Annotated in this window: 16 protein-coding genes; all 16 read right to left on the minus strand. The window is 66.9% G+C overall.

Annotated elements, in window-relative coordinates; translation table 11 throughout:
* Positions 1 to 13: 13 nt before the first annotated feature.
* Complete coding sequence (gene fabZ / locus ACQR1X_RS17690; RefSeq protein ID WP_315799738.1) at positions 14 to 472, minus strand: 3-hydroxyacyl-ACP dehydratase FabZ; 459 nt, start codon at positions 470 to 472, stop codon at positions 14 to 16.
* Positions 472 to 1539: a UDP-3-O-(3-hydroxymyristoyl)glucosamine N-acyltransferase gene (gene lpxD, locus ACQR1X_RS17695; protein WP_434899284.1), complete on the minus strand. Its 1068-nt coding sequence runs from the start codon at positions 1537 to 1539 to the stop codon at positions 472 to 474. The genes fabZ and lpxD overlap by 1 nt, the downstream gene beginning before the upstream one ends.
* A 135-nt stretch (positions 1540 to 1674) precedes the next feature.
* Positions 1675 to 4221, minus strand: a complete 2547-nt coding sequence (bamA, locus tag ACQR1X_RS17700; RefSeq protein ID WP_434899285.1) for an outer membrane protein assembly factor BamA — start codon at positions 4219 to 4221, stop codon at positions 1675 to 1677.
* Between the two features lie 174 nt (positions 4222 to 4395).
* Positions 4396 to 5547 carry an RIP metalloprotease RseP gene (rseP, locus tag ACQR1X_RS17705; RefSeq protein WP_434846886.1) on the minus strand — a complete coding sequence of 384 codons (1152 nt, stop codon included), beginning with the start codon at positions 5545 to 5547 and terminating at the stop codon, positions 4396 to 4398.
* Between the two features lie 39 nt (positions 5548 to 5586).
* On the minus strand, positions 5587 to 6810 hold the full coding sequence (gene dxr, locus ACQR1X_RS17710; protein WP_434899286.1) for a 1-deoxy-D-xylulose-5-phosphate reductoisomerase: 1224 nt from the start codon (positions 6808 to 6810) through the stop codon (positions 5587 to 5589).
* A 41-nt stretch (positions 6811 to 6851) separates the two neighbouring features.
* Positions 6852 to 7739, minus strand: coding sequence for a phosphatidate cytidylyltransferase (locus tag ACQR1X_RS17715; protein ID WP_434899287.1), 888 nt, complete (start codon positions 7737 to 7739; stop codon positions 6852 to 6854).
* The gene (locus ACQR1X_RS17720) at positions 7736 to 8494 is read right to left on the minus strand and encodes an isoprenyl transferase (protein WP_315799732.1); all 759 of its coding nucleotides are present in this window, start codon (positions 8492 to 8494) and stop codon (positions 7736 to 7738) included. The genes ACQR1X_RS17715 and ACQR1X_RS17720 overlap by 4 nt, the downstream gene beginning before the upstream one ends.
* A gap of 12 nt (positions 8495 to 8506) precedes the next feature.
* Positions 8507 to 9070 carry a ribosome recycling factor gene (gene frr / locus ACQR1X_RS17725; RefSeq protein ID WP_434899288.1) on the minus strand — a complete coding sequence of 188 codons (564 nt, stop codon included), beginning with the start codon at positions 9068 to 9070 and terminating at the stop codon, positions 8507 to 8509.
* Between the two features lie 163 nt (positions 9071 to 9233).
* Positions 9234 to 9950: a UMP kinase gene (gene pyrH, locus ACQR1X_RS17730; protein WP_316181314.1), complete on the minus strand. Its 717-nt coding sequence runs from the start codon at positions 9948 to 9950 to the stop codon at positions 9234 to 9236.
* A gap of 74 nt (positions 9951 to 10024) precedes the next feature.
* Entirely contained in the window at positions 10025 to 10948 is a 924-nt protein-coding gene (gene tsf, locus ACQR1X_RS17735) for a translation elongation factor Ts (RefSeq protein WP_315799729.1), read from the minus strand.
* A gap of 128 nt (positions 10949 to 11076) precedes the next feature.
* Positions 11077 to 12066, minus strand: coding sequence for a 30S ribosomal protein S2 (locus tag ACQR1X_RS17740; RefSeq protein ID WP_315799728.1), 990 nt, complete (start codon positions 12064 to 12066; stop codon positions 11077 to 11079).
* Between the two features lie 154 nt (positions 12067 to 12220).
* Entirely contained in the window at positions 12221 to 12742 is a 522-nt protein-coding gene (locus tag ACQR1X_RS17745) for a hypothetical protein (RefSeq protein ID WP_434846892.1), read from the minus strand.
* A gap of 90 nt (positions 12743 to 12832) precedes the next feature.
* Positions 12833 to 13795 (minus strand): FHA domain-containing protein, encoded by a 963-nt coding sequence (locus tag ACQR1X_RS17750; protein ID WP_315799726.1) that lies wholly within the window; start codon positions 13793 to 13795, stop codon positions 12833 to 12835.
* A complete protein-coding gene (locus ACQR1X_RS17755) occupies positions 13792 to 15084 on the minus strand; it encodes a S1C family serine protease (RefSeq protein WP_434840122.1) in 1293 nt (430 codons plus the stop codon). Before ACQR1X_RS17755 ends, ACQR1X_RS17750 begins: the two co-directional genes overlap by 4 nt.
* A 197-nt stretch (positions 15085 to 15281) precedes the next feature.
* On the minus strand, positions 15282 to 17594 hold the full coding sequence (locus tag ACQR1X_RS17760; protein ID WP_434899289.1) for a caspase family protein: 2313 nt from the start codon (positions 17592 to 17594) through the stop codon (positions 15282 to 15284).
* Positions 17595 to 17759: 165 nt separating this feature from the next.
* Entirely contained in the window at positions 17760 to 21287 is a 3528-nt protein-coding gene (gene dnaE / locus ACQR1X_RS17765) for a DNA polymerase III subunit alpha (RefSeq protein ID WP_434899290.1), read from the minus strand.
* Between the last annotated feature and the right edge of the window lie 172 nt (positions 21288 to 21459).

Below are 21459 nucleotides of genomic sequence, written 5' to 3' on the forward strand. Positions count from 1 at the left end.
TTCTACCAGTCCGTCAGTCGGTCAGCATCGCGCCGACATCGGCCTCGGCGACGACGACGCCGTCGACCTTGGCATCGCCGTGGAACCACCACATCGTCTTGCGCCGGCCAATCGAGCGCATGTGGTACTCGATGGTCTGGCCGGGCAGCACGGGCTTCCGGAACTTGCACTTGTCGATGGTGAGGAAATACACCGCGCGCGGCTTTTCCGTGCCCTCGACCGACTTGATGCCGATCACGCCCGCCGTCTGCGCCATGCCCTCGATCATCAGCACGCCCGGATAGACCGGCCGTTCCGGGAAATGGCCCTGGAAGCACGGCTCGTTGAACGAGACGTTCTTGACGCCGATGCCGCTGTAGTCGGCCCGGATGTTCTTCACGCGGTCGATCAGGAGAAACGGGTTACGGTGCGGCAGCGTCTTCAGAATCTCGTTGATATCGATGTCCGCAAACCTGATGGGTGACTCGTCCATCACTCCCGCCCCTCGTCCCTGTTCGCCGCCGTCTGATCGCGCACCAGCCGTTCCACGGCGACGATCTCGCGGAACCACTGCTTGGTCGGCTTGGCGAAGAAGCCGCCCCACCGGCCGTTCGGCGGAATGTCGTCCTTGACGCCGCTCATCGCGGTCACTTGGGCACCATCGCCGATCGTCAGGTGATTGTTGATACCGACTTTCGCTCCAAGCGCGACGTTGTCGCCGATCGTGAGGCTGCCTGCCAGCCCGATCTGGGCCGCCAGCAGGCAATGCCGCCCGATTGTGACATTGTGGCCAATCTGCACCTGGTTGTCGATCTTGGTGCCCTCGCCGATGACCGTGTCGCGCAGGCTGCCACGATCGATCGTCGTGCCGGCGCCGACCTCGACGTGGTTCTGGATCAGCACCCGCCCGGTCTGCGGCACCTTGGTGTGCCCATCCGCGCCGAAGAAGATGAAGCCGTAGCCGTCCTGGCCGATGCTGCAGCCGGGATGGATCAGGACGTCATTGCCGATCAGCGCACACTGAATGACGGTGCGGGCGCCGACATTGCAGTCGCGACCGATCTTGACGTGGGGGCCGATCACCGCACCCGCACCAACGATCGTGCCCGAGCCGATCTCGACATGGGCGCCGATCACCGCCAGCGGCTCGACGACGACGCCGTCCTCCAGCCGCGCAGTGGGATCGATGATGGCTTGGGGCGAGAGTCCATCGTCGCCGAACCAGGGTTGCGGCCGCAGTGCGTCGGCATGGAACTCGCGCGCAAGCTGCACGAAGGCGCGGAACGGCTGATTGGCCCTGACCACAGCGACATGGGACGGCACGCGCGCCTCGAATCGCGGACTGACCAGGCAGGCGCCCGCTTTGGTCCCGGCGAGCTGGTCGGCGTATTTGAGGTTGTCGAAGAACGCCAGATGCATCGGGCCGGCCTCGTCGAGCGACGCCAGTCCCTTGATCACCTGCTCGCCGCGGGATGGGTCGACCAGGGTGGCCTTGGCGGCGGCTGCGATCGCCGCCAGCGTCGTGGGCGGCGGCGAGTGGAAGAAGGTCGGCTGGGCCATTCCGTCGTACTCTCGGGACAAGTCGTACTCTCAGGACAAAAAGTCAGAGCCCGGCTCCGGTGTCCCGGAACCGAGCTCCCATCTCTTACACCGGCGGGGTTGGTCGACGCCAACCCGGATTCGATCGGCCCAGGCTCAGAACGAGGTACCGCCGCCGAACCGGAATTCCTGCGTCCGGTCGAACTGGCCCTTGGTGAGCGGGATCGCGTAGTCGAAGCGCAGCGGACCGAACGGCGACGCCCACACCAGACCCACACCGACCGAGGTCCGGACCGTATTCTGGTCGTTGAACTGCAGGCCGAGGCAGGTGCCGGCATTGTTCGGATTACGCTTAGGCGGGGTGCAGCCAGCCTGGTTGGTTTCACCTGTCAGCGCCCAGCCCGTCGTCCCCTGATACCCCCACAGACCGCCCGCATCGGCGTAAACAGCGCCCTTCAGGCCCGTCTCCTTGGGCAGGAACCAGAACGGCATCTGCAATTCGAGCGAAGCGCCCCAGTACTTGGTGCCGCCCAGCGCATCCTGGGTACCGAACGGATTGATGTCACGCGGACCGATGCCGTTCGGAGCGAAACCACGAACCAGGTTCGGACCCATCTGGAAGTGATCGAGCATGCGCAACTGCGTGTTGCCGACCTTGTTCAGGATGCCGCCCTGGAGATGGACGATGCTGACGATGTCCGACACCAGCGGGGTGAAGTACTTCGCATCGAACGCGGTCTTCAGGTACGACACGTCGCCGCCAACGCCCGCGAAGTCCTGCTTGAAGTCGACCAGCAGGCCGTCGGTCGGGTTCTTGGTATTGTCGAGCGTGTTGTAGTTCAGCGTGTAGCCGAGCGCCGAGGTCAGCGTTGCCCCCCCCGCCAGCTCCTGGCGAACCGGCAGCGAAGCTTCGCCGTCGGAGAAGCACCCGAGACCACCGGTTGCCGCAGAAATCGCTTGCGCTTGTGCATTACCCGGATTGGCGTTGATGAACGCCGGCGTCGGATTGAAGGGCAATGGGCTGCCGCCACCGCCGTTGTTACAGTTCGAGAGCGTCTGCGGCAGCGTGATCTCCTGGCGGTAGATCGAGTAGCGCAGCTGCAGCGACAGGTCTTCACGCAGCTGGAAGCCGAGGCGCGGGCTGAAGCCGAGCGTCTTGGTGCCGTAGGAGATGAAGTTGTTGGCGAGCTGCTGGCGCTGATACAGGTCCAGGCCCAGCGCAACCCGGTAGTCGAGCAGATAGGGCTCGACGAACGACAGCGAGTAGCCGCGGGCGAACTGGCCGTAGGTCACCGACGCCTTGGCGAACAGGCCGCGGCCGAGGAAGTTGCGCTCGGAGATCGAGACCTCGGCCAGCGCGCCGTCCGTGGTCGAATAGCCGCCGGAGATCGAGAAGTCGCCGGTCGACTTCTCCTCGAGGTTGACGTTCAGGACCACCCGGTCGCTCGACGAGCCCGGCTCGGTGACGATCTTTACGTCCTTGAAGAAGTCGAGGTTCTTCAGGCGGCGCTCGGCACGGTCCACCAGGGCGCGGTTGTAGGCGTCGCCCTCGGAGATGTCGAACTCGCGGCGAATGACGTAGTCGCGGGTGCGGGTGTTGCCGCGAATGTTGATGCGCTCGATATAGGTGCGCGGGCCCTCGTCGATGGCGAACACGACGGACACGGTGTGGGCCTCGAAGTTGCGATCACCGCGCGGGCGGACCACCGCGAACGCGTAGCCGCGCCGCGAGGCCTCGATCTGCATCTCCTCGACCGATTTCTCGATGTTCTCGACATTATAGAGCGAGCCGACGCTGACGCGCGAATAGCCGCGCAGCGTGTTGCCGTCGAGCGTCGCGATCGACGACTGGAAGTCGACCGAACCGACCCGGTACTGCTGGCCTTCCTCGATCTTGAAGGTCACGAGGAAGCCCTTGCGCTCCGGATCGTACTCGCTGAGCGCGGCCACGACCTGCACGTCGGCATAACCGTTCTTCAGGTAGAAGCGGCGAATCAGGTCGCGATCGGCCTCGACACGGTCCGGATCGTAGACGTCGCCCGAGCCCAGGAAGCTCAGGAGGTTGGTCTCGCGGGTCTTGATGACGTCCTTGAGGCGATAGGACGAGAAGGCGTTGTTGCCGACGAACTCGATCGACTTCACGCCGGTCTTGGCGCCTTCCTCGATCGTGAAGATCAGGTCGACGCGGTTGTTCGGCTGCTCGATCATCTCCGGCGTGACGCGCACGTCGTAACGGCCCGAACGGCGGTAGATCTCCGCAATGCGCTGGGCGTCGGACTGCACCATCGGGCGCGAGAGCGTGCCGCGCGGCTTCGACTGCACTTCCGCCTGGAGCTGCTCGTCCTTGACCTTCTTGTTGCCTTCGAAGGCGACGCGGCCGATCACCGGGTTCTCGACGACGGTCACGATCAGCCGCCCACCCTGGCGGTTGATCTTCACGTCCGAGAACAGGCCGGTCTCGATCAGCGCCTTGAGGCCGTCATCGACCCGGCCGGCGTCGAGCGTCCCGCCGGGGCCCGGCTTGAAGTACGAGCGGATGGTCTCCAGCTCGACACGGCGGTTGCCGACCACTTCGATCGAGTTGACCGTCTGCGCCGCAGCTGGCGACGAAAGAACCACGCTCGCCAGCGGCAAAGCCACCGGTCCGGCGAACATGATAAAGGCGGCCGCCAAGCCCCCCCGCACCCGCAATCCGAACTTCATGCGCTACGCGCCCTTATATTCCGTTGCCGGTTCCGTACCCCTACGAACCCGACAGATTCCCATTTGTCGTTCGCTTGTAGCCAATTTGGACCCGACGGCAAACGCCGGATCTCTCTGAATTTTCAAATTCGTTTCAAAACGTTGCCTAACGGCCACGTCGTAAAAAAGCCGCGCTCAGGACCCGGCGAGGTGAAGGATATCGTTATAGGTTGCAAAGACCATGAGCATGAGGACCAGCCCGAGGCCGATTCGGAACCCCATCTCCTGCGCCCGCTCCGACAGCGGCCGGCCGCGGACGGCCTCGACCCCGTAGAACAACAGGTGTCCGCCATCGAGCAGCGGAACCGGGAACAGGTTCAGCAGCCCGATCGAGACCGACAGCGTCGCGCACAGTTGCACAACGAACTGGAAGCCGAGGCTGGCCGCCTGTCCCGAGAGTTGAGCGATTCGGATCGGACCGCCGACGTCGCCGGCACTCCCGGCACCCGCGAACAGCGAGGCGATGAACTTGAAGGTCGTGGAGATGATGAACCAGACCTGCTCGAAGCCGATCTTGATCGATTCGAGGAACCCGACCGGGATCGACCGCGATTCGTCCGGCTTGGCGTTGTACTGGATGCCGAGCACGCCGATCCGGTGGCTGTTGCCGAACAGGTCCTTGACCTCCTTGAGCGCTGGCGTCGCCTTGAGGGTGAGTTCCGTGCCGTCCCGCTTGACCAGGAAGGACAATTCCGTGCCGGCGCTGACCGAGACGACGCGCTGCATGTCGGCGAAGGTCTCGATCGCCCGGCCGTCGATGGCGGCAATGACGTCACCGTCCTTGAAGCCGGCGGCGGCCGCGACGCTGTCCGGCTGCACCGCATCGACCCGCGGGGTCGTGTTCGGCTTGCCGAAATACAGCGCCATGCCGGCGAAGATGATGACCGCCAGGATGAAGTTGGCGATCGGGCCGGCCGCGACGATCGCGGCGCGCTGGCCGACGGTCTTGTGGTGGAAGCTGTCGGCGCGCTCCTCGGCCGTCATCTTCGCAAGCGCCTCGGCCGACGGCGTCGAGGCCTCGGATTCGTCGCCGAAGAACTTCACGTAGCCGCCGAGCGGGATCGCCGAGATCTTCCAGCGGGTGTTGTGTCGGTCGTTGAAACCGATCAGTTCTGGGCCAAATCCGAGCGAAAACGTCAACACCTTCACGCCGGCCCAGCGCGCGATCAGGAAATGGCCGAGCTCGTGGAAAAACACCACGATCGTCAGCACGAACAGGAACGGGACGATGTAGCCGAGAAGGCCGTGGCTCAAGGTATTGAAGATATGGTGGAAAAATTCGGACATCGATGACCTTCCCGACGGGCCAGCGGCCCATCCAACCCGTTAAGATGCTTTTGCGGCGATTTGAGGCAAGAGGCCGGCGGCCCTTTTTCGCGCATCATGGTCAATGGCGATGGCGTCGTCCGCGGACGTCAGAGGTGCCAAATTACCTGAACGCGTCCAGCTCTCGAGGGTCGCCTCGACCAGGCGGGCGATCGCACCAAAGCGGATGTGGCCGCCGATGAAGGCCGCGACGGCGACCTCGTTGGCGGCATTGAACACCGTCGTCGCGCCGCGCCCGGTGCGCAGCGAATCATAGGCCAGCCGCAGACCGGGGAACCGCTCGAAGTCCGGGGCCTCGAAGGTCAGCGTGCCGATCTTGGCGAGATCGAGTCGGGCCGACGGACCCTTGATGCGCTCCGGCCAGCCGAGGCAATGGGCGATCGGGATCCGCATGTCCGGCGCGCCGAGCTGCGCCACCACTGACCGGTCCGAGAACTCGACCATGCCGTGGACGATCGACTGTGGATGCACCAGCACGTCGATCTCGTCTGGCGCCAGCGCGAACAGGTAGGACGCCTCGATCACCTCGAGGCCCTTGTTCATCATCGAGGCCGAATCGATCGTGATCTTCTGGCCCATGCTCCAGTTCGGATGCTTCAGCGCCTGGGCCAAGGTCGCCTGCTCGATATCGGCCGGCGCCCAGGTGCGGAACGGGCCGCCGGAGGCGGTGATGATCACCCGCACCAGCTCCTCGCGATTGCCCGAGGACAGCGCCTGGAACAGCGCGTTGTGCTCCGAATCGGCCGGCAGGATGCAAGCGCCGGCCCGGGCGGCCCGCTCCATGAAGAAATCGCCGGCACAGACCAGGCATTCCTTGTTGGCGAGCGCCACGGTCGCGCCGCGGTCCACTGCGGCGAGCGCCGGCTTGAGGCCGGCGGCGCCGGAGACGGCGGCCATGACCCAGTCGGCGGGACGGGCTGCCGCCTCGATGATGGCGCTCTCCCCTGCTCCGCATGCGATCCCGGTGCCGGCCAGCGCGTCGCGCAGCTCGTCGAGGCCCGCCGGATCGGCCACCGCCACGAAGCGCGGGTTGAACTCTCGGGCCAGCTTCACCAGGCCCTGGACGTTGCTGTTGCCGGTCAGCGCCTCGACGCGGTAGCGCTCCGGCGCGCCGCGCACGAGGTCCATGGTCGAATCGCCGATCGAGCCGGTGGCGCCGAGCACGGTGACGCTGCGCATCTCCGCGACACCGGCCTTGTTGTTCCGCAATGGCACTGCGCTCATGTTCTCACCAAACATTATCGACCGGTCGGCTGCGCCGACGGTCACCAAACCAGAAGACCGCGGCCGACCCCATCGAGGCCGCCGCGCAGCAAACCGAGCAATGCGGCGACGACGATGGCCGCGACATAGCCGTCCAGGCGATCCAACAGGCCGCCATGGCCGGGAATGATGTGACTGGAGTCCTTGACCCCGAAGTGCCGCTTCACCGCAGATTCGGCGAGGTCGCCGAGCTGCGAGACCACCGACAGCGTCGCGGCCAGCATGAGCGTCGTCACCAGTCCGCCGGCGCCGGCCATCGACCAGGCGGCCGCGGCGACGAGGCTGGCGACGAAGCCGCCGACTGCGCCGGCCCAGGTCTTGTTCGGGCTGATCCGCGGCGCGAGCTTCGGCCCGCCGATGCTGCGGCCGGCAACATAGCCGCCGATATCGCTGGCCCAGACGACGAGAAACACCAGCACCAGCGCGTGCCATCCCTCGGCGGCATCGAAGCGCACCAGCACCGAGCCGAGCTCGGCCGCCGACGCATAGGCGAAGCCGGCGGCCACCCAGGTGCGACGCCCCGCAGCAAGCGCCGTAGCGGCGACCAGACCGAGCCCGAGCACGACGACGGCGAAGTCGATCAAGCCATAGGCGCAGCAGACGCCGGCAATGCCGATGGCCAGGGCCCCGGCCGTGCCGACGCTGGCGGTGCGGATCTCGCCTACCACCATCAACCATTCGAGATACAGGCCGACCGCGACCACCGTGACCAGTGCGGTCCAGAACATGCCGCCGGCATAGGCGGCGCCAAGCGCCAGCGGCACCAGCACCAGCGCTGCCGCCACCCGCATCACTAGATTGCTGGCCGCAGCCTTTGTGGGTTGCGCACCCTCGTTGCGCTGCGCGGCGTTGGCGGCGTCTCCCACGGCTGCGGTATCCGGTTTGGTCACGAGGCGGTTTTCGCCGCGAGGCCGCCGAAGCGGCGTTCACGCCGGCCGAACTCGGCGATCGCACCCTCAAGCGCCGCCTTATCGAAGTCGGGCCAATGGATCGGCACGAACACCAGCTCGCTATAGGCGGCCTGCCACATCAGGAAGTTCGACAGCCGCTGCTCGCCGCTGGTGCGGATGATGAGGTCGGGATCGGGAATGTCGGGCGCATCGAGATGGGCGCCAATGGCATCGGCATCGATCGACGCCGGATCGCGCCGACCCTCGGCGACCTCGCGCGCCAGCCGCTGCGCCGCGCGCGCGATCTCCTGGCGCGAGCCGTAGTTGAAGGCAACCACCAGCGTCAGCTTGGTGTTGCCCCGGGTGAGATCCTCGGCTTCGCTGAGAAGCGCGCAGATGTCGGGCTCGAGCCCGTCGCGCTCGCCGATCACCCTGACACGCACGCCGTCGCGATGCAGGGTCGCGAGATCGTTGCGGATGAAGCGGCGCAACAGGCCGAACAGGTCGCCGATCTCGCTGGCCGGACGCGACCAGTTCTCGGACGAGAACGAGAAGATGGTGAGATAGCGGATGCCGAGCTCATGCGAGGCACGCACCACGCGGCGCAACGCCTCGACGCCGCGGCGATGCCCTTCCGCGCGCGGCAGCCCGCGGGCCGCAGCCCAGCGGCCATTGCCATCCATGATGATGGCAACATGGGCCGGTGCGTCGGACCGGTCCGGCGCCTCCGTCACCGGGGCCGCGGCTTTCGACATCAAGCGCATCCTTCAGACGGTGAGGATTTCCTTTTCCTTCGCCGCCAGCAACTGGTCGATCTCGGAGATCACGCTGTCGGTCGCCTTCTGCACGTCGCCGGCGAAGCGCTCCTGATCGTCCTCGGACATCTCGTGATTCTTCTCGAGCTTCTTCAGCGTATCGAGACCGTCGCGGCGCACGTGACGCACGGCGACACGGGCAGCTTCCGCATATTTGTGCGCGACCTTGACCAGCTCCTTGCGCCGCTCCTGGTTGAGCTCGGGAATGCGCAGCCGGATCACCTGGCCTTCGGTCGCGGGCGACAGGCCGAGGTTGGAATCGACGATCGCCTTCTCGACGGCCTTGACCATGGAGCGGTCCCAGACCTGCACCGAGAGCAGCCGCGGCTCGGGCACGGAGACGGTCGCGAGCTGGTTGAGCGGCATGTGCGAGCCGTAGGCCTCGACCTGGACCGGCTCCACCATCGATGCCGAGGCGCGGCCGGTGCGCAGGCCGCCGAGCTCGTGCTTCAGCGCCTGGGTCGCGCCCTGCATGCGGCGCTTCAGTTCGTTGAGGTCGAAATTGCCCATGCTCATCACGCTTTCCTTTCTGCAATCCGGGGGGCCTGCGGCCGGCTCTGCCGGGCCTCGAAAGGCCTGCGGTCGGACTTGGGCGACTCCCGGACGAATTCCTGTCTCGCTTACGCTTCTACCGCAGGCTCGAAGCCGGTCCAACACCGGCCGCCAGCGGCGCCGCGGCTCACCCCGCGACGATGGTACCGCGCCCTTCGCCCCGCAACATCGCGCCGATCGAGCCCGGTTCGGCAATGGAGAACACAATGATAGGCAGCGATGTTTCCCGGGCAAGGGCGAATGCGGTCGCGTCCATGACCTTGTAGCCGCCTTCGATGGCCTGCGAATGCGTCAGCCGGTCGAAGCGCTTGGCGGCCGGATCCTTCTTGGGATCGGCGCTGTAGACGCCGTCGACGTTCGTAGCCTTCAGCACGGCCTGGGCGCCGATCTCGGCGGCCCGCAAGACCGCCGTGGTGTCAGTCGTGAAATAGGGATTGCCGGTGCCGCCCCCGAGCACGACGATACGTCCCTCGGCCAGCGACTTGTGCGCCGCAGCGCGCGTGAACAGCTCGCACACTTCCGGCATGACGAACGCCGAGAGCGCCTGCGCCGGGGTGCCCTTGCGCTGGATGGCGGCTTCCAGCGCCAGGCAGTTCATGACGGTGGCGAGCATGCCCATGGTGTCGCCGGTCGGACGCGACACGCCCTGCGACGACACCTCGACGCCGCGCACCATGTTGCCGCCGCCGACCACGACGGCGATCTCGATGCCGAGCTTCTGCGCTGCGATGAGGTCGTCGGCGATCCGATCGACGGTCGGCTGGTCGATGCCGAAGGAATGAGGGCCCGCGAGATACTCGCCGGACAGCTTCACCACGACGCGACGATAGACCGGCTCAGCCATGTGCCAATGCTCTCCTATCCCGCGCGTTGATATCCGGCGCGAACGCCGCGCCGGATCGTGACTGTGCCCAGTCGTTACTTCTTGCCGCTCGCAGCGGCGACTTCGGCCGCGAAGTCGGTCTCTTCCTTCTCGATGCCCTCACCGAGGGCATAGCGGACGAAACCGGCGACCTTGATCGGACCGCCGACCTTGCCTTCGGCTTCCTTCAGCGCCTGCGCGACCGACTTGCCGCTGTCGTGGATGAAGGCCTGCTCGAGCAGGGTGACTTCCTTGTAGTAGGTCTTCAGGCCGGACTCGACGATCTTCTCGATCACGTTCTCCGGCTTGCCCTGCTGACGATACTTGTCGGCGAGCACGTCCTTCTCGCGCTTGACGAGCTCGGGATCGAGACCCGCCGCATCGATCGCCTGCGGGTTGGCCGCGGCGACATGCATCGCGAGCTGACGGCCGAGCACGGCGAGCTCGTCGGTCTTGCCGGGCGACTCCAGCGCGACGATGACGCCGAGCTTGCCGGCGCCTTCGATGACGGCGCCATGGACGTAGCTCGACACGACGCCTTCGCTCACTTCGAGCGAGGCCGCGCGGCGCAGCGTCTGGTTCTCACCGATGGTTGCGATCGAATCGGCAATCGCGGCCTCGACCGTGATGCTGCCGACCTTGGCGGCCTTGATCTTCTCCACGTCGGCGCCGACGTCGAGCGCGACCTGGGCGATCATCTTGACCAGGCCCTGGAAGTGCTCGTTGCGCGCGACGAAGTCGGTCTCGGAGTTGACCTCCACGACCACGCCCTTCTTGCCCGAGGTCAGCGCGCCGATCAGGCCTTCAGCCGCAACGCGGCCGGCCTTCTTGGCGGCCTTCGACAGGCCCTTCTTGCGCAGCCAATCCTGCGCGGCCTGCATGTCGCCGCCGTTCTCGGTGAGCGCGGCCTTGCAGTCCATCATGCCCGCGCCGGTCGACTCGCGCAGGTCCTTCACCATCGCTGCGGTGATATTCGCCATTGTTGAACGTCCTTTTGCCTGTCCAAAGCGCGACGCAGCGGATGGCTCGCCGCCGCCCGCTGCCAGGAAAACCTATCTCAGTCGCGATGGCCGGCGTGCGACGCCGGCCAGAATGGTGTTGTGTCGTCTTACGCGTCGGCGAGCGACTTGGCCTGCGCGACCCAGGCATCGGCCCGGCTCGGAAGACCGACCTCTTCGCCGATCTGGTGCGCGGTGTCGTGGTTGAGCTCGGCGAGCTGCCAGTAGTGGAAGATGCCGAGGTCGTTGAGCTTCTTCTCGATCGCACCGGACACGCCGGTGAGCTTCTTGAGGTCGTCGGCCGTGCCGCGCGGACCAGGCAACCCCTGGAACGTCGAAGCGGACGCAGCCGGAAGATCCTCCTCGAGCGGAGCCGCCGAGGCGCCGACATCGATCCCGAGCTCGCCCTGCGCGCGCGAGATGCCGTCAATGGCGGCGCGCGCGATCAGGTCGCAGTACAGCGAAATGGCGCGGCCGGCGTCGTCATTGCCGGGCACGACATAGGTGATGCCCTTCGGGTCGCAATTGGTGTCGACGATCGCGGCCACCGGGATCTTGAGGCGCTGGGCCTCCTGGATCGCGATGTCTTCCTTGTTGGTGTCGATCACGAAGATCATGTCGGGCAGACCGCCCATGTCCTTGATGCCGCCGAGCGAGCGGTCGAGCTTGTCGCGCTCGCGCTGCAGGGTCAGGCGCTCCTTCTTGGTGTAGGAGTTGGCTTCGCCCGAGGACAGCACCTCGTCGAGATGGCGCAGGCGCTTGATCGAGGCCGAGATCGTCTTCCAGTTGGTCAGCGTGCCGCCGAGCCAGCGCGAATTGACGAAGTACTGGGCGCAGCGCTTGGCTGCGTCGGCCACGTTGTCCTGTGCCTGACGCTTGGTGCCGACGAACAGGATGCGGCCGCCCTTGGCGACGGTGTCGCTGACGGCCTGCAGCGCCGTGTGCAGCATCGGCACGGTCTGGGCGAGGTCGATGATGTGGATGTTGTTGCGGGCTCCGAAAATGAAATCGGCCATTTTCGGATTCCAGCGGTGAGACTGGTGACCAAAGTGAACGCCAGCTTCGAGCAGCTGGCGCATCGTGAATTCAGGCAGCGCCATTGGATATTCTCCGGTTGATTCCTCCGGAAACGCGTGAGCAAAAACGGGCCGTCAAGGCCCGGCTTGCCACCGGACGCCCTCTAAGAGAGCCAAGTTTCCGTGTGAGATGGCGCGCTATATAGCCGGATTTTGGCGCAACGCAAGGAAAATGGGCTCATTCCGCCTGCAGAAGCTCGGCCATCACCATCCGGGCCTGGCCCTCCTGGAGCGGAACGAAGTCGACCGGGCCCTTGTTGTCGGCGCCGGACGAGGCCGCGGCCATCACGCCCATGCCGAGCAGACCGAACGCCATGCCGCCGCCCTGCATCGCCCTGGACCGGTCGCTGGGCCTGATCGAGAAGAAATAGGTCCGCCCCGGTTCGGTGTTGAAATCGAGCACCGAGTCGCCCGGGAACAGGGTCTGGGTGGCGACGAGGTGGTGCGGACCGGCCGGCCGGTCGATGTAGACATAGGTCCCGGGGATCAGGCGGCTCAGCGCGACGCCGTCGACCTTGGCGTCGCACGTGGTCCTGTCCAGCCAGGCATCCTTCAAGCTCATGATGATGATGCGGGACTGCCCGGGACGCGGCGCCCCGATCTTCTGTGACACCACGGCGTATTCGGTGCCTTCCTTGCCTGTCAGGCATCCTGATACCAGAAATGCCGCTCCCAGTCCCAGCAGCGCTCGCCTGTTCATCGCCCCCTCCCCGTAGAAACCCGGGCTTCAAGGCTATGACGGGAACCAGGGAACTTTCAATCTCGGGGAGCAAAGACAATGGAACTGTGATCAGCGCTCCACACCGGCCGGCGCCAGCGCGGCGCGGTCCGCATCGAGCTTCGCCCTCAGCCGCGCGGCGTCTTCGAAGAAGGTCTGCTCGTCCTGCACCGGAACCAGGCGCAGGGACGGCGGCATCAGCACGTGGCTCACATTGGGACGGCCGGAATTCGCCAGCGCCTCCGACCGCTGCACGGTCTGGATCGCGATCGCGACCACCAGCAGAAGGCCGACCACCACGCCCTTGGCGAGCATATGGCTGCGTCCGACCTCACGCAGATGCAGCAAGCAGGTCGCGGCGAGAACGATCCACGAGACGAGGTAGCCGTAGGTGAAGACAGCGGTCCAGGTCAGGGCGAACGAGGCAATCTGGGCGAACTCGCTGTAGACCCAGAACGCGATCAGACCCGCCTGCGCGATCAGGAGGTGGCGCAGAAAATGCGAGCGGCCGGAAAACAACCGCGCCAGCAGCGCCCAGACGCCAACCCATGCGACGACCACCCCGATCATCGTGACGGTCGGCACGAGATAATCGGACAGATGCGCCTCGGAGGTCTGCGCAAACCAGGTCATCACCGCGTTGATTGCGAGCAGGACGACGCCGAGGGCGATCGCGGCGATGATCGGCAGCGCCCCGCGTTCGGAGCCCGCGAGCCGCTCCGGCTCGACGGCATGGCCGGCGTCGCGGATCCGAAGCAGCGTCTGGCCGATCCGGATCGGCTTGGTGCCGTCGAGAACGAGCTGCGGCTTCCGGCTCTTGCCGCGATCGAGAAAGAGGCCGTTGGCGCTGCCGAGATCCTCGGCGACCAGGCGCCCCTCGCCGTCGCGGAAAATTCGCACATGGCGCGCGGCGACATAGGGATCGTCGAGAATGACGTGATTGTCGTAGCCGCGGCCGATGCTGATCTCGGCGGCATCGACACGGAAGCGGCCGGCGACGTCGCGATGCTTGGAGAGGATCTCGATCCAGATCATCGTGCGACCTGCAGGCGTTCGAGGAAGCTCTTGCCGAGGCGCAAGGCGTCGTCATAAGCGATCGCCTGCAGGTTCAGCCGCGACACCAGCGCCTCGTCGGCATGATCCTGCGTCACCGCGACCAGCACGACATCATAGAGGCCGTCGAACTCGCGATAGCCCTGCGCGCACCACAGCACGCGCAGCGGCGGATGAGCGGCCGCCGGCGTCACGCCGACGAAATCGGCATGGCAATGCTGCGGCGTGTACCATTTGCGGAACGAGCCGCCCTGGGTGAGTCGTGGCTGCGCGAGCTGCGTCAGCACGGTCGCGAACTGGAATTGATTGAGGTCGATCGATTTCGCGTAGGAGTGGCTGACCTCGACCACGCCGGTGTTGAGGTCGGAGGCGACATAGACGCTGGCCTCGGCCTTGCAACTGGTCGAATTGATGCTGGCGCGCGGCTTCGGCGACGCGCTGGCATTGGTGCTCGCCCAGCATTCGAACCACCCCGCGCGCGTCTCCGGCGCCTGATAGGACCCGAACACGCGGTCGCGGAAGCCCTCCTCGCCCAGCGACTTGTAGAGCGCTCCACGCCAGCTCGTAAGCTGCGCGATCACGTCCTTGCGCAGATCGGCCGCCGCCGGCCTGGCATCCTGGCCGCGCGCCAGCAGCGCGGCCGCAAAGCGCGCGGGCACCAGGAAGCTGATGAGCTGGCCGCCGCGGCGCGTGGCGACGTTGACGCCGACCACCTGGCCTTGCGCATTGACCGCCGGACCGCCGCTCATGCCGGGATTGAGCGCGCCGGTGAAATGGATGTGATCGTTGTAGCTGTGCTCGACGAGGCCGTTATAGGTGCCCTCGATGATGGTGAAGCCGAGGTCGAGCGGGTTGCCGAGCGAATACAGCCGCTCGCCTTTCGGCAGGCTGCCGTCGAGCGCGGCCTTGTCGAACGAGAAGAACGGCGCGTTCTGCTTGTCGACGCGAACGAGCGCGAGATCGTTGGGCAGGTCGACGGCAAGCAACGTGACGCCGCCCTGCGTGCCATCCGCTCCGGTATATTCGAGCCGGTACGTCTTCGGCTCGAGCGCTGCATCCGAGACGACGTGATAGTTCGTGACCGCGAGCCCGTCGGCCGAGACCAGAAAGCCGGATCCTGTCGAGGTCTGGCGGCCGGCATCGGCCACGAGCGTGCGGATCTGGAGCAGGCGCGGCGGCGCCGAGGCATAGACGGCTTCGGCGCCCGGCAGCCCCTGCGCATCGCTTGGCGAAGGCAGGCCGGCGATACCGACGCTGCAAAGGGCGGCCATGATTGAGCTTCGCCAAATTGAGCTTCGCCAAGACAGCGTGCGCAAGGTCCCGACAAACGCTGATTTCACTGAAGCCCCCGCAACACGTCGTCGGCCGTCGACGTCTTGCGCCCACGATCGATCAGTCCGGCGGTCCGCCCATATCGAAAACAGGCCGATGTTGCAACCGCGCCGGCGTCAGGCCAACGCGCGGCGGCTCAGCAATGCGGAACGTTCGGCGGACATCTCTTGCCCGGCGGCGGCGGGGCCGCCGGACGTGGCGGCGGCGCCGCGGGCCGTGCCATCGGCGGCGGTGGCGGCGCCGGCCGGGCCACGGCGGCCATCGGCGGCGGACTGGGACGCGCCATCTGCGGCGGAGGCGCAGGGCGCGCCATCGGTGGCGGAGCGGACGGACGCATGACTTGCGGCGGCGGTGGCGCCGGCCGAGGTGGCGGAGCCGCCCGAACCATCGGTGCAACCGGCGGTCGTGGCGGCGCCGGCGGCGGACTCAGACGCGCCGTCGCCGGTGGTGGCGGCGGGCGGCGCTGGATCTGCGGTGGCGTCGCCTGCTGAACGCGCGGGCTCACCTCAGGCCCGCGCGGAGCGGCTGACGGCATGACCGGACGGGACGGCATCGCCGATGGCCTTGCCGGCTGCGGCATGACGGCGCCCGGCGGCGTGCGGTTCGCGCGCAGATCCTGGCGCGCGGGCGGTGGCAGCGCGCCAGAGGGCGATGCCGGTGCCGGCTGGCGCAGACCAGGAGTCTGAACCGATGGTGGCACCGGCGGACCACCGCGACCGGGCACCGGCAGCGGATTGACGTTGGCATGCCCCTGCCCTGGTCCTGTCATGGCGGGCGAGGGTCCACCCGGCGGAGCGTTGGCCTGAATGGCCGGTGCCGCACCGGGCCGGAGTGCGGGATTGGCGAGCGGTCCTCCCGGCGGCGGGACCTTGCCCTGCTGGATCAGCGTGGCGCGCTGCACGACAGCCGGCGGCAGGGCCGGTGCCACCGCCACGGCCGGCGTCGGCACCGCCGCGGGGCCTGCAGTGATCGGTCCGGCCGGCGGCGCCGGACGATTGATCACGGTGTTGATGACGGTCGTGTTGTGGATGTTCTGGTAGATGATGTTGTTCGGCGGCGGCGCAACGAAGGCCGGCGGCCGGACATAGACCGGGATCGGCACGAACACCGGCCGCGGCAGGATGAACAGGCCCGCCGGGGCGAATGGCGGCGGCAGCTCCACGAAATCCGGCGGAGGCGGCGGCAGGATGTAGACCGGCGGCGGGGGCGGCGGCACGAAATCGAATTCGGGATCCGAGAACATCAGCACCGGGCGCTCGACATAGATCACCTCGTCGAGCGGCGGCGGCGGCACGTCATAGTCGATCATCGCGAAGGTCGGCGGCGGCGCGGGCGGCGCGGACAACATCGCCAGCCGCCGCCGGGCGTCCTCGGCATGCGCGCCATAGGGATAGCGCTTCAGGTAGGACCAATAGGCTTCCGGACTGTCGGTGCGGAACGTCCGCCGCCAGGTCAGCGCCTCGCGGCGTGCGGCGACGAGGGCGCGCACGCGCCGCGCCAGCGGGTCGCTCGGATAGGCGGCGATGAAGTCCTCATAGCCCTGCAGCGTGTCGCGCTCGAGCGCGGCGGCATAGGCCTCCTGCACCGGCAGCTCGCGGATCGGGCGCGAGCGCAGCGCCGCGCTCTGCTCCGGCGAATCCGACGTGGCGGGGGCGTCGGGCGCCCGCTCGAAGAAGGTGAAGGCAGCCTGGATCTTCTGCGCGTCCCAGGGCACCTGCGCGCCCTTGGTCTCCTCATTGACGCGCAGCCGCAGCCGGTCGAACACCTCCGGCAGCGACAGCCCGCCGGTGCGGATCATCTCGGCGAGCGAGCGCGCGTAGACGCCGTAGGCGCCGGTCTCGTTCGGCGCGATCGTGCCCGGCGCGGCATTGAACGCGATCAGCATGTTGGCATCGGGCTCGACCAGCGCCAGGCCGCCGGCGATCGCCGGACCGCTGGCGATGAAGGGCTGCTGGCGGGCGGCATCGAGCACCACGACGCTGGCCTTCACCGGCGTCGCCGCAAGCTGGCGGATGTAGTCGCTGAGGCGCAGCCCCTCGGTCGGAATGTCGACGTCACTGCCGATGTTGGCGTCGACGGGAAGAAAGTAGTTCTCGCCGGCGAGCTGCATGCCGTAGCCGGCGAGATAGACCATCGCGACGGTGTTGTTGTCGGCTGACTGGGCCTTGTGAATGAAATCACGAAAGCTCTTGCGCAACGTGTCTGCATCGAGATCGCGCGCGCCGACCACGTCGAAGCCCGCGGCCTGCAGCGTCTGCGCGATCAGGCCGGCATCGTTGGCCGCCGACGCCAGCGGGCCCTTGGCATAGGCCCCGTTGCCGATCACCAAGGCGATACGCTTTTCGGCACCGGGCTGCTGCGCTGCGGCAGGCCGCGGCAGGGCCGCCCAGGCGAGCAGGCAGAGCGAAACACTCAGGACGATCTTCGCGGTGATCTTGGCCAAGCGCATGGTTCAAGCCCCTTCGAGGCACCCGCCGCGGATTCAGCGGGAGAATGGCTGAACCGCGGTTGAACGGAGGCATGTCCGTACAGCCCACGCGCAGCTTTTTTGTTCCTCGTCCCCGTTCGACCGGCAAGATCGCCGGACGCAGCCGCTCCAGCGGAACGATCGCCTTTAGAGCTGCTGCACGTCGACCACGCCGGTCACCGCCTTGATGGCACCTGCGATTTGTGGCGAAACCTTGAAGCGCCCCGGCAGCTTCATCTCGACCTCGGTTTCGAGGTCCAGCATCATCACCAGCGATACCTCGCCCTCGCCTGCTGCCGTGCGGGGCGCCAAGGGGGGCGCCGCACCCTTGGCGATCGCTCCATTGCCATTGGCCGCGGTGCCTTCCGGCCCCTGCAGGCGCTTGACGATGGAGTCGAGCGGCTTGGTGTCGCGCAGGAAGATGCGCAGGCCGCGCTGCGTCTTGGCGGCGGCATCATCGAGCGGTTCGGCATGCAGCACGCGCGCGCGGACATCCTCGCCCTGCAGCTCGGCGCCGAGCTGCAGCAGCACGGCCGCGCCGGGCTCGAGCACGTCGCGATATTGTGCAAGCCCCTCCGAGAACAGCACGGCCTCGAAATGCCCGGTCGGATCCGACAGGCCCATGATGCCCATCTTGTTGCCGGTCTTGGTGCGCCGCTCCATGCGCGATACCACGGTGGCGGCGACCTTGCCCGCGGTCGCGCCGGTCTTCACCGCGCGCGAGAACTCGGCCCAGCTCTGCACCCGCAGCCGCTTCAGCGCCGCCGCGTAGTCGTCGAGCGGATGGCCCGACAGGAAGAAGCCGATCGCATCATATTCGCGCCGCAGGCGCTCGGCCGGCAGCCAGTTCTCGATGTTCGGCAGGATGATCGCCGGCGCATCGGCGGCGTTGCCGAACATGTCGTTCTGGCCGGAGGTGGCGGCCTCGTTGGCACGCTGGCAGGCGGCGACGATGGCATCGGCGCCGGCGAACACGCGGGCGCGGTTCTTGTCGAGCCCATCGAACGCGCCGGCCGCCGCCAACGTCTCGATGATGCGCTTGTTGATCGCGCGCGGATTAACGCGAGAGGCGAAGTCGGCGAGCGAGGTGAACGGGCCGCCCTTGTTGCGGGCCTCGACGATCATCTCGATCGCCTGCGGCCCGACGCCCTTCAAGGCGGCGAGCGCGTAGAAGATGGTGTTGCCGCTGACCTCGAAGGTCGGACCGGAGCGGTTGATCGACGGCGGCTCGACCTTGATCCCCAGGCGCTGCGCCTCGGCACGAAATTCCGAGAGCTTGTCGGTGTTGTTGAGATCGAGCGTCATCGACGCCGCGATGAACTCCACCGGATAATGCGCCTTCATGTAGGCGGTGTGGTAGGACACCAGCGCGTAGGCGGCCGCGTGCGACTTGTTGAAGCCGTAGTCGGCGAATTTGGCCAATAGGTCGAAGATCGTGTCGGCCTGGTCCTTCGGCACGCCGTTCTTGACGGCACCTTCGACGAAGCGGACGCGCTGCTTGTCCATCTCGGCGCGGATCTTCTTGCCCATGGCGCGCCGCAGGAGATCGGCTTCGCCGAGCGAGTAGCCGGACATCTGCTGCGCGACCTGCATCACCTGCTCCTGGTAGATGATGACGCCGAAGGTCTCCTTCAGGATCGGCTCCAGGATCGGGTGTAGATATTCCGGCTCCTCCTCGCCGTGCTTGCGGGCGCAGTAGGTCGGGATGTTGGCCATCGGGCCCGGGCGATACAGCGCGACCAGCGCGATGATGTCCTCGAACCGGTCGGGGCGCATGTCGATCAGCGCCCGCCGCATGCCCTGACTTTCAACCTGGAACACGCCGACCACGTCGCCGCGGGCGAGCATCTGGTAGCTCGGCGCATCGTCGATCGGCAAGGTCGCGAGATCGACGTGGATGTCGCGCTGCTTCAGCAGCTTCACGGCGACGTCGAGCACGGTCAGCGTCTTCAGGCCGAGGAAGTCGAACTTGACGAGGCCGGCCGGCTCCACCCATTTCATGTTGAACTGGGTGACCGGCATGTCCGATTTCGGATCGCGATACATCGGCACCAGCTCGCTCAGCGGCCGGTCGCCGATCACGATGCCCGCGGCGTGGGTCGAGGCGTGGCGCGTCAGGCCTTCGAGGCGCATCGCGATGTCGAAGGCGCGCGCCACCACCGGATCCTCGTCGCGGAACGCCTGCAGCTTCGGCTCGCCCTCGATCGCGGCGGCGAGCGTGACGGGAGCAGCCGGGTTCTGCGGCACCAGCTTGGTGAGCTTGTCGACCTGGCCATAGGGCATCTGCAGCACGCGGCCGACGTCGCGCAGCACGCCGCGCGCCTGCAAGGTACCGAAGGTGATGATCTGCGCCACCTGGTCGCGGCCGTAGCGCTGCTGCACATAGGAGATCACCTCGCCGCGGCGGTCCTGGCAGAAGTCGATGTCGAAGTCCGGCATCGACACGCGCTCGGGATTGAGGAAGCGCTCGAACAGCAGCGCGAACCGCATCGGGTCGAGGTCGGTGATGGTCAGCACCCAGGCAACCAGCGAGCCGGCACCGGAGCCGCGCCCCGGTCCGACCGGGATGCCGTGCGCCTTGGCCCATTTGATGAAGTCCGACACGATCAGGAAGTAGCCCGCGTACTTCATGCGCATGATGACGTCGAGCTCGAAGGCGAGCCGCTTCTGGTAGTCCTCCTCAGTCATGCCCGGCGCCATGCCGTGCACCTTGAGGCGCCGCTCCAGGCCCTCCTCCGCCTGCCGCTTCAGCTCGGCGGCCTCGGCGCTGGCGGCGTCCACGGCATCGCCGCTGCCGGCGCCGACCGTGAAGAACGGCAGGATCGGCTTGCGCGTGCGCGGCCGGTACGAGCAGCGCTCGGCGATCTCGACCGTCGAGGCCAGCGCCTCCGGCAGGTCGGCGAACAGCACCGCCATCTCGGCGCGGGTCTTGAAACGGTGGTCGGGCGTCAACTGCACGCGCTCGGTGTCGGCGATCAGGTGGCCGCCGGCGATGCACAGCAGCGCATCATGCGCCTCGTAGTCGTCGGCGGTCGCGAAATACGGCTCGTTGGTCGCGACCAGCGGCAGGCCCTTGCCATAGGCGATGTCGATCAGGCCGCCTTCGACGCGGCGCTCGCGGTCGACGCCGTGGCGCTGCAGCTCGATGTAGAGGCGGTCGCCGAACAGGCTCGCCAGCCGCTCGCAGCGCTGCGTCGCAAGTGCCGCCATGTCGTGCTGGATCGCGAGCGAGATCGGCCCATCGGGCCCGCCGGTGAGCGCAATCAGACCATCGACGCCCTCGTTCAGCCACTCGAACTTGATGTGCGGGGCCTGGTGCGTCGGCGTGTCCAGGAAGGCGCGCGAGTTCAGCCGCATCAGGTGGCGGTAGCCCTCCTCGCGTGCGGCGAGCAGGACGATTCGCGAGGGCTGCGCGGCCGCGCCGGCATTGCGGGCGTTAGGGTCCATGTCGCCGAAATCGATGGCGAGCTCGCAGCCGGCGATCGGCTGGATGCCGTAGCTCGCCATCTTGTCGGAGAATTCGAGCGCACCGAACATGTTGTCGGTGTCGGTCAGCGCCAGCGCCGGCTGGCGATCGGCCTTGGCGAGCTCGCCGAGCTTTGCGATCTTGATCGAGCCCTTCAGCAGCGAATAGGCGGAGTGAACGTGGAGATGGACGAATCCGGCGCTGGACATGCTCGCCTTGCTGATACCTGGGCTTTTCCGAGATCACGGGATCGGGCCGGCTTCGGGGCTCGCTCGGGATCCTGCCCCCCGCGCCATGCCCTATCCTCCGACCGACTCGCCCCCGCATCATATCGGAGGCCCATCGGTAAGTCCGGCGCCCTCGCCTGCCTTGTCCCCAGCC

The organism is Bradyrhizobium sp. HKCCYLRH3073, assembly GCF_051167995.1.
Taxonomy (GTDB): Bacteria; Pseudomonadota; Alphaproteobacteria; order Rhizobiales; family Xanthobacteraceae; genus Bradyrhizobium.

What these genes read in the sequence shown, in the direction of transcription:
- pyrH (WP_316181314.1), bottom strand. Translation starts at nt 9,950, where the DNA reads ATGGCTGAGCCGGTCTATCGTCGCGTCGTGGTGAAGCTGTCCGGCGAG.
- rseP (WP_434846886.1), bottom strand. Translation starts at nt 5,547, where the DNA reads ATGTCCGAATTTTTCCACCATATCTTCAATACCTTGAGCCACGGCCTT.
- ACQR1X_RS17750 (WP_315799726.1), bottom strand. Translation starts at nt 13,795, where the DNA reads ATGATCTGGATCGAGATCCTCTCCAAGCATCGCGACGTCGCCGGCCGC.
- tsf (WP_315799729.1), bottom strand. Translation starts at nt 10,948, where the DNA reads ATGGCGAATATCACCGCAGCGATGGTGAAGGACCTGCGCGAGTCGACC.
- ACQR1X_RS17745 (WP_434846892.1), bottom strand. Translation starts at nt 12,742, where the DNA reads ATGAACAGGCGAGCGCTGCTGGGACTGGGAGCGGCATTTCTGGTATCA.
- fabZ (WP_315799738.1), bottom strand. Translation starts at nt 472, where the DNA reads ATGGACGAGTCACCCATCAGGTTTGCGGACATCGATATCAACGAGATT.
- dnaE (WP_434899290.1), bottom strand. Translation starts at nt 21,287, where the DNA reads ATGTCCAGCGCCGGATTCGTCCATCTCCACGTTCACTCCGCCTATTCG.
- lpxD (WP_434899284.1), bottom strand. Translation starts at nt 1,539, where the DNA reads ATGGCCCAGCCGACCTTCTTCCACTCGCCGCCGCCCACGACGCTGGCG.
- bamA (WP_434899285.1), bottom strand. Translation starts at nt 4,221, where the DNA reads ATGAAGTTCGGATTGCGGGTGCGGGGGGGCTTGGCGGCCGCCTTTATC.
- ACQR1X_RS17740 (WP_315799728.1), bottom strand. Translation starts at nt 12,066, where the DNA reads ATGGCGCTGCCTGAATTCACGATGCGCCAGCTGCTCGAAGCTGGCGTT.
- ACQR1X_RS17760 (WP_434899289.1), bottom strand. Translation starts at nt 17,594, where the DNA reads ATGCGCTTGGCCAAGATCACCGCGAAGATCGTCCTGAGTGTTTCGCTC.
- ACQR1X_RS17755 (WP_434840122.1), bottom strand. Translation starts at nt 15,084, where the DNA reads ATGGCCGCCCTTTGCAGCGTCGGTATCGCCGGCCTGCCTTCGCCAAGC.
- frr (WP_434899288.1), bottom strand. Translation starts at nt 9,070, where the DNA reads ATGAGCATGGGCAATTTCGACCTCAACGAACTGAAGCGCCGCATGCAG.
- ACQR1X_RS17720 (WP_315799732.1), bottom strand. Translation starts at nt 8,494, where the DNA reads ATGTCGAAAGCCGCGGCCCCGGTGACGGAGGCGCCGGACCGGTCCGAC.
- dxr (WP_434899286.1), bottom strand. Translation starts at nt 6,810, where the DNA reads ATGAGCGCAGTGCCATTGCGGAACAACAAGGCCGGTGTCGCGGAGATG.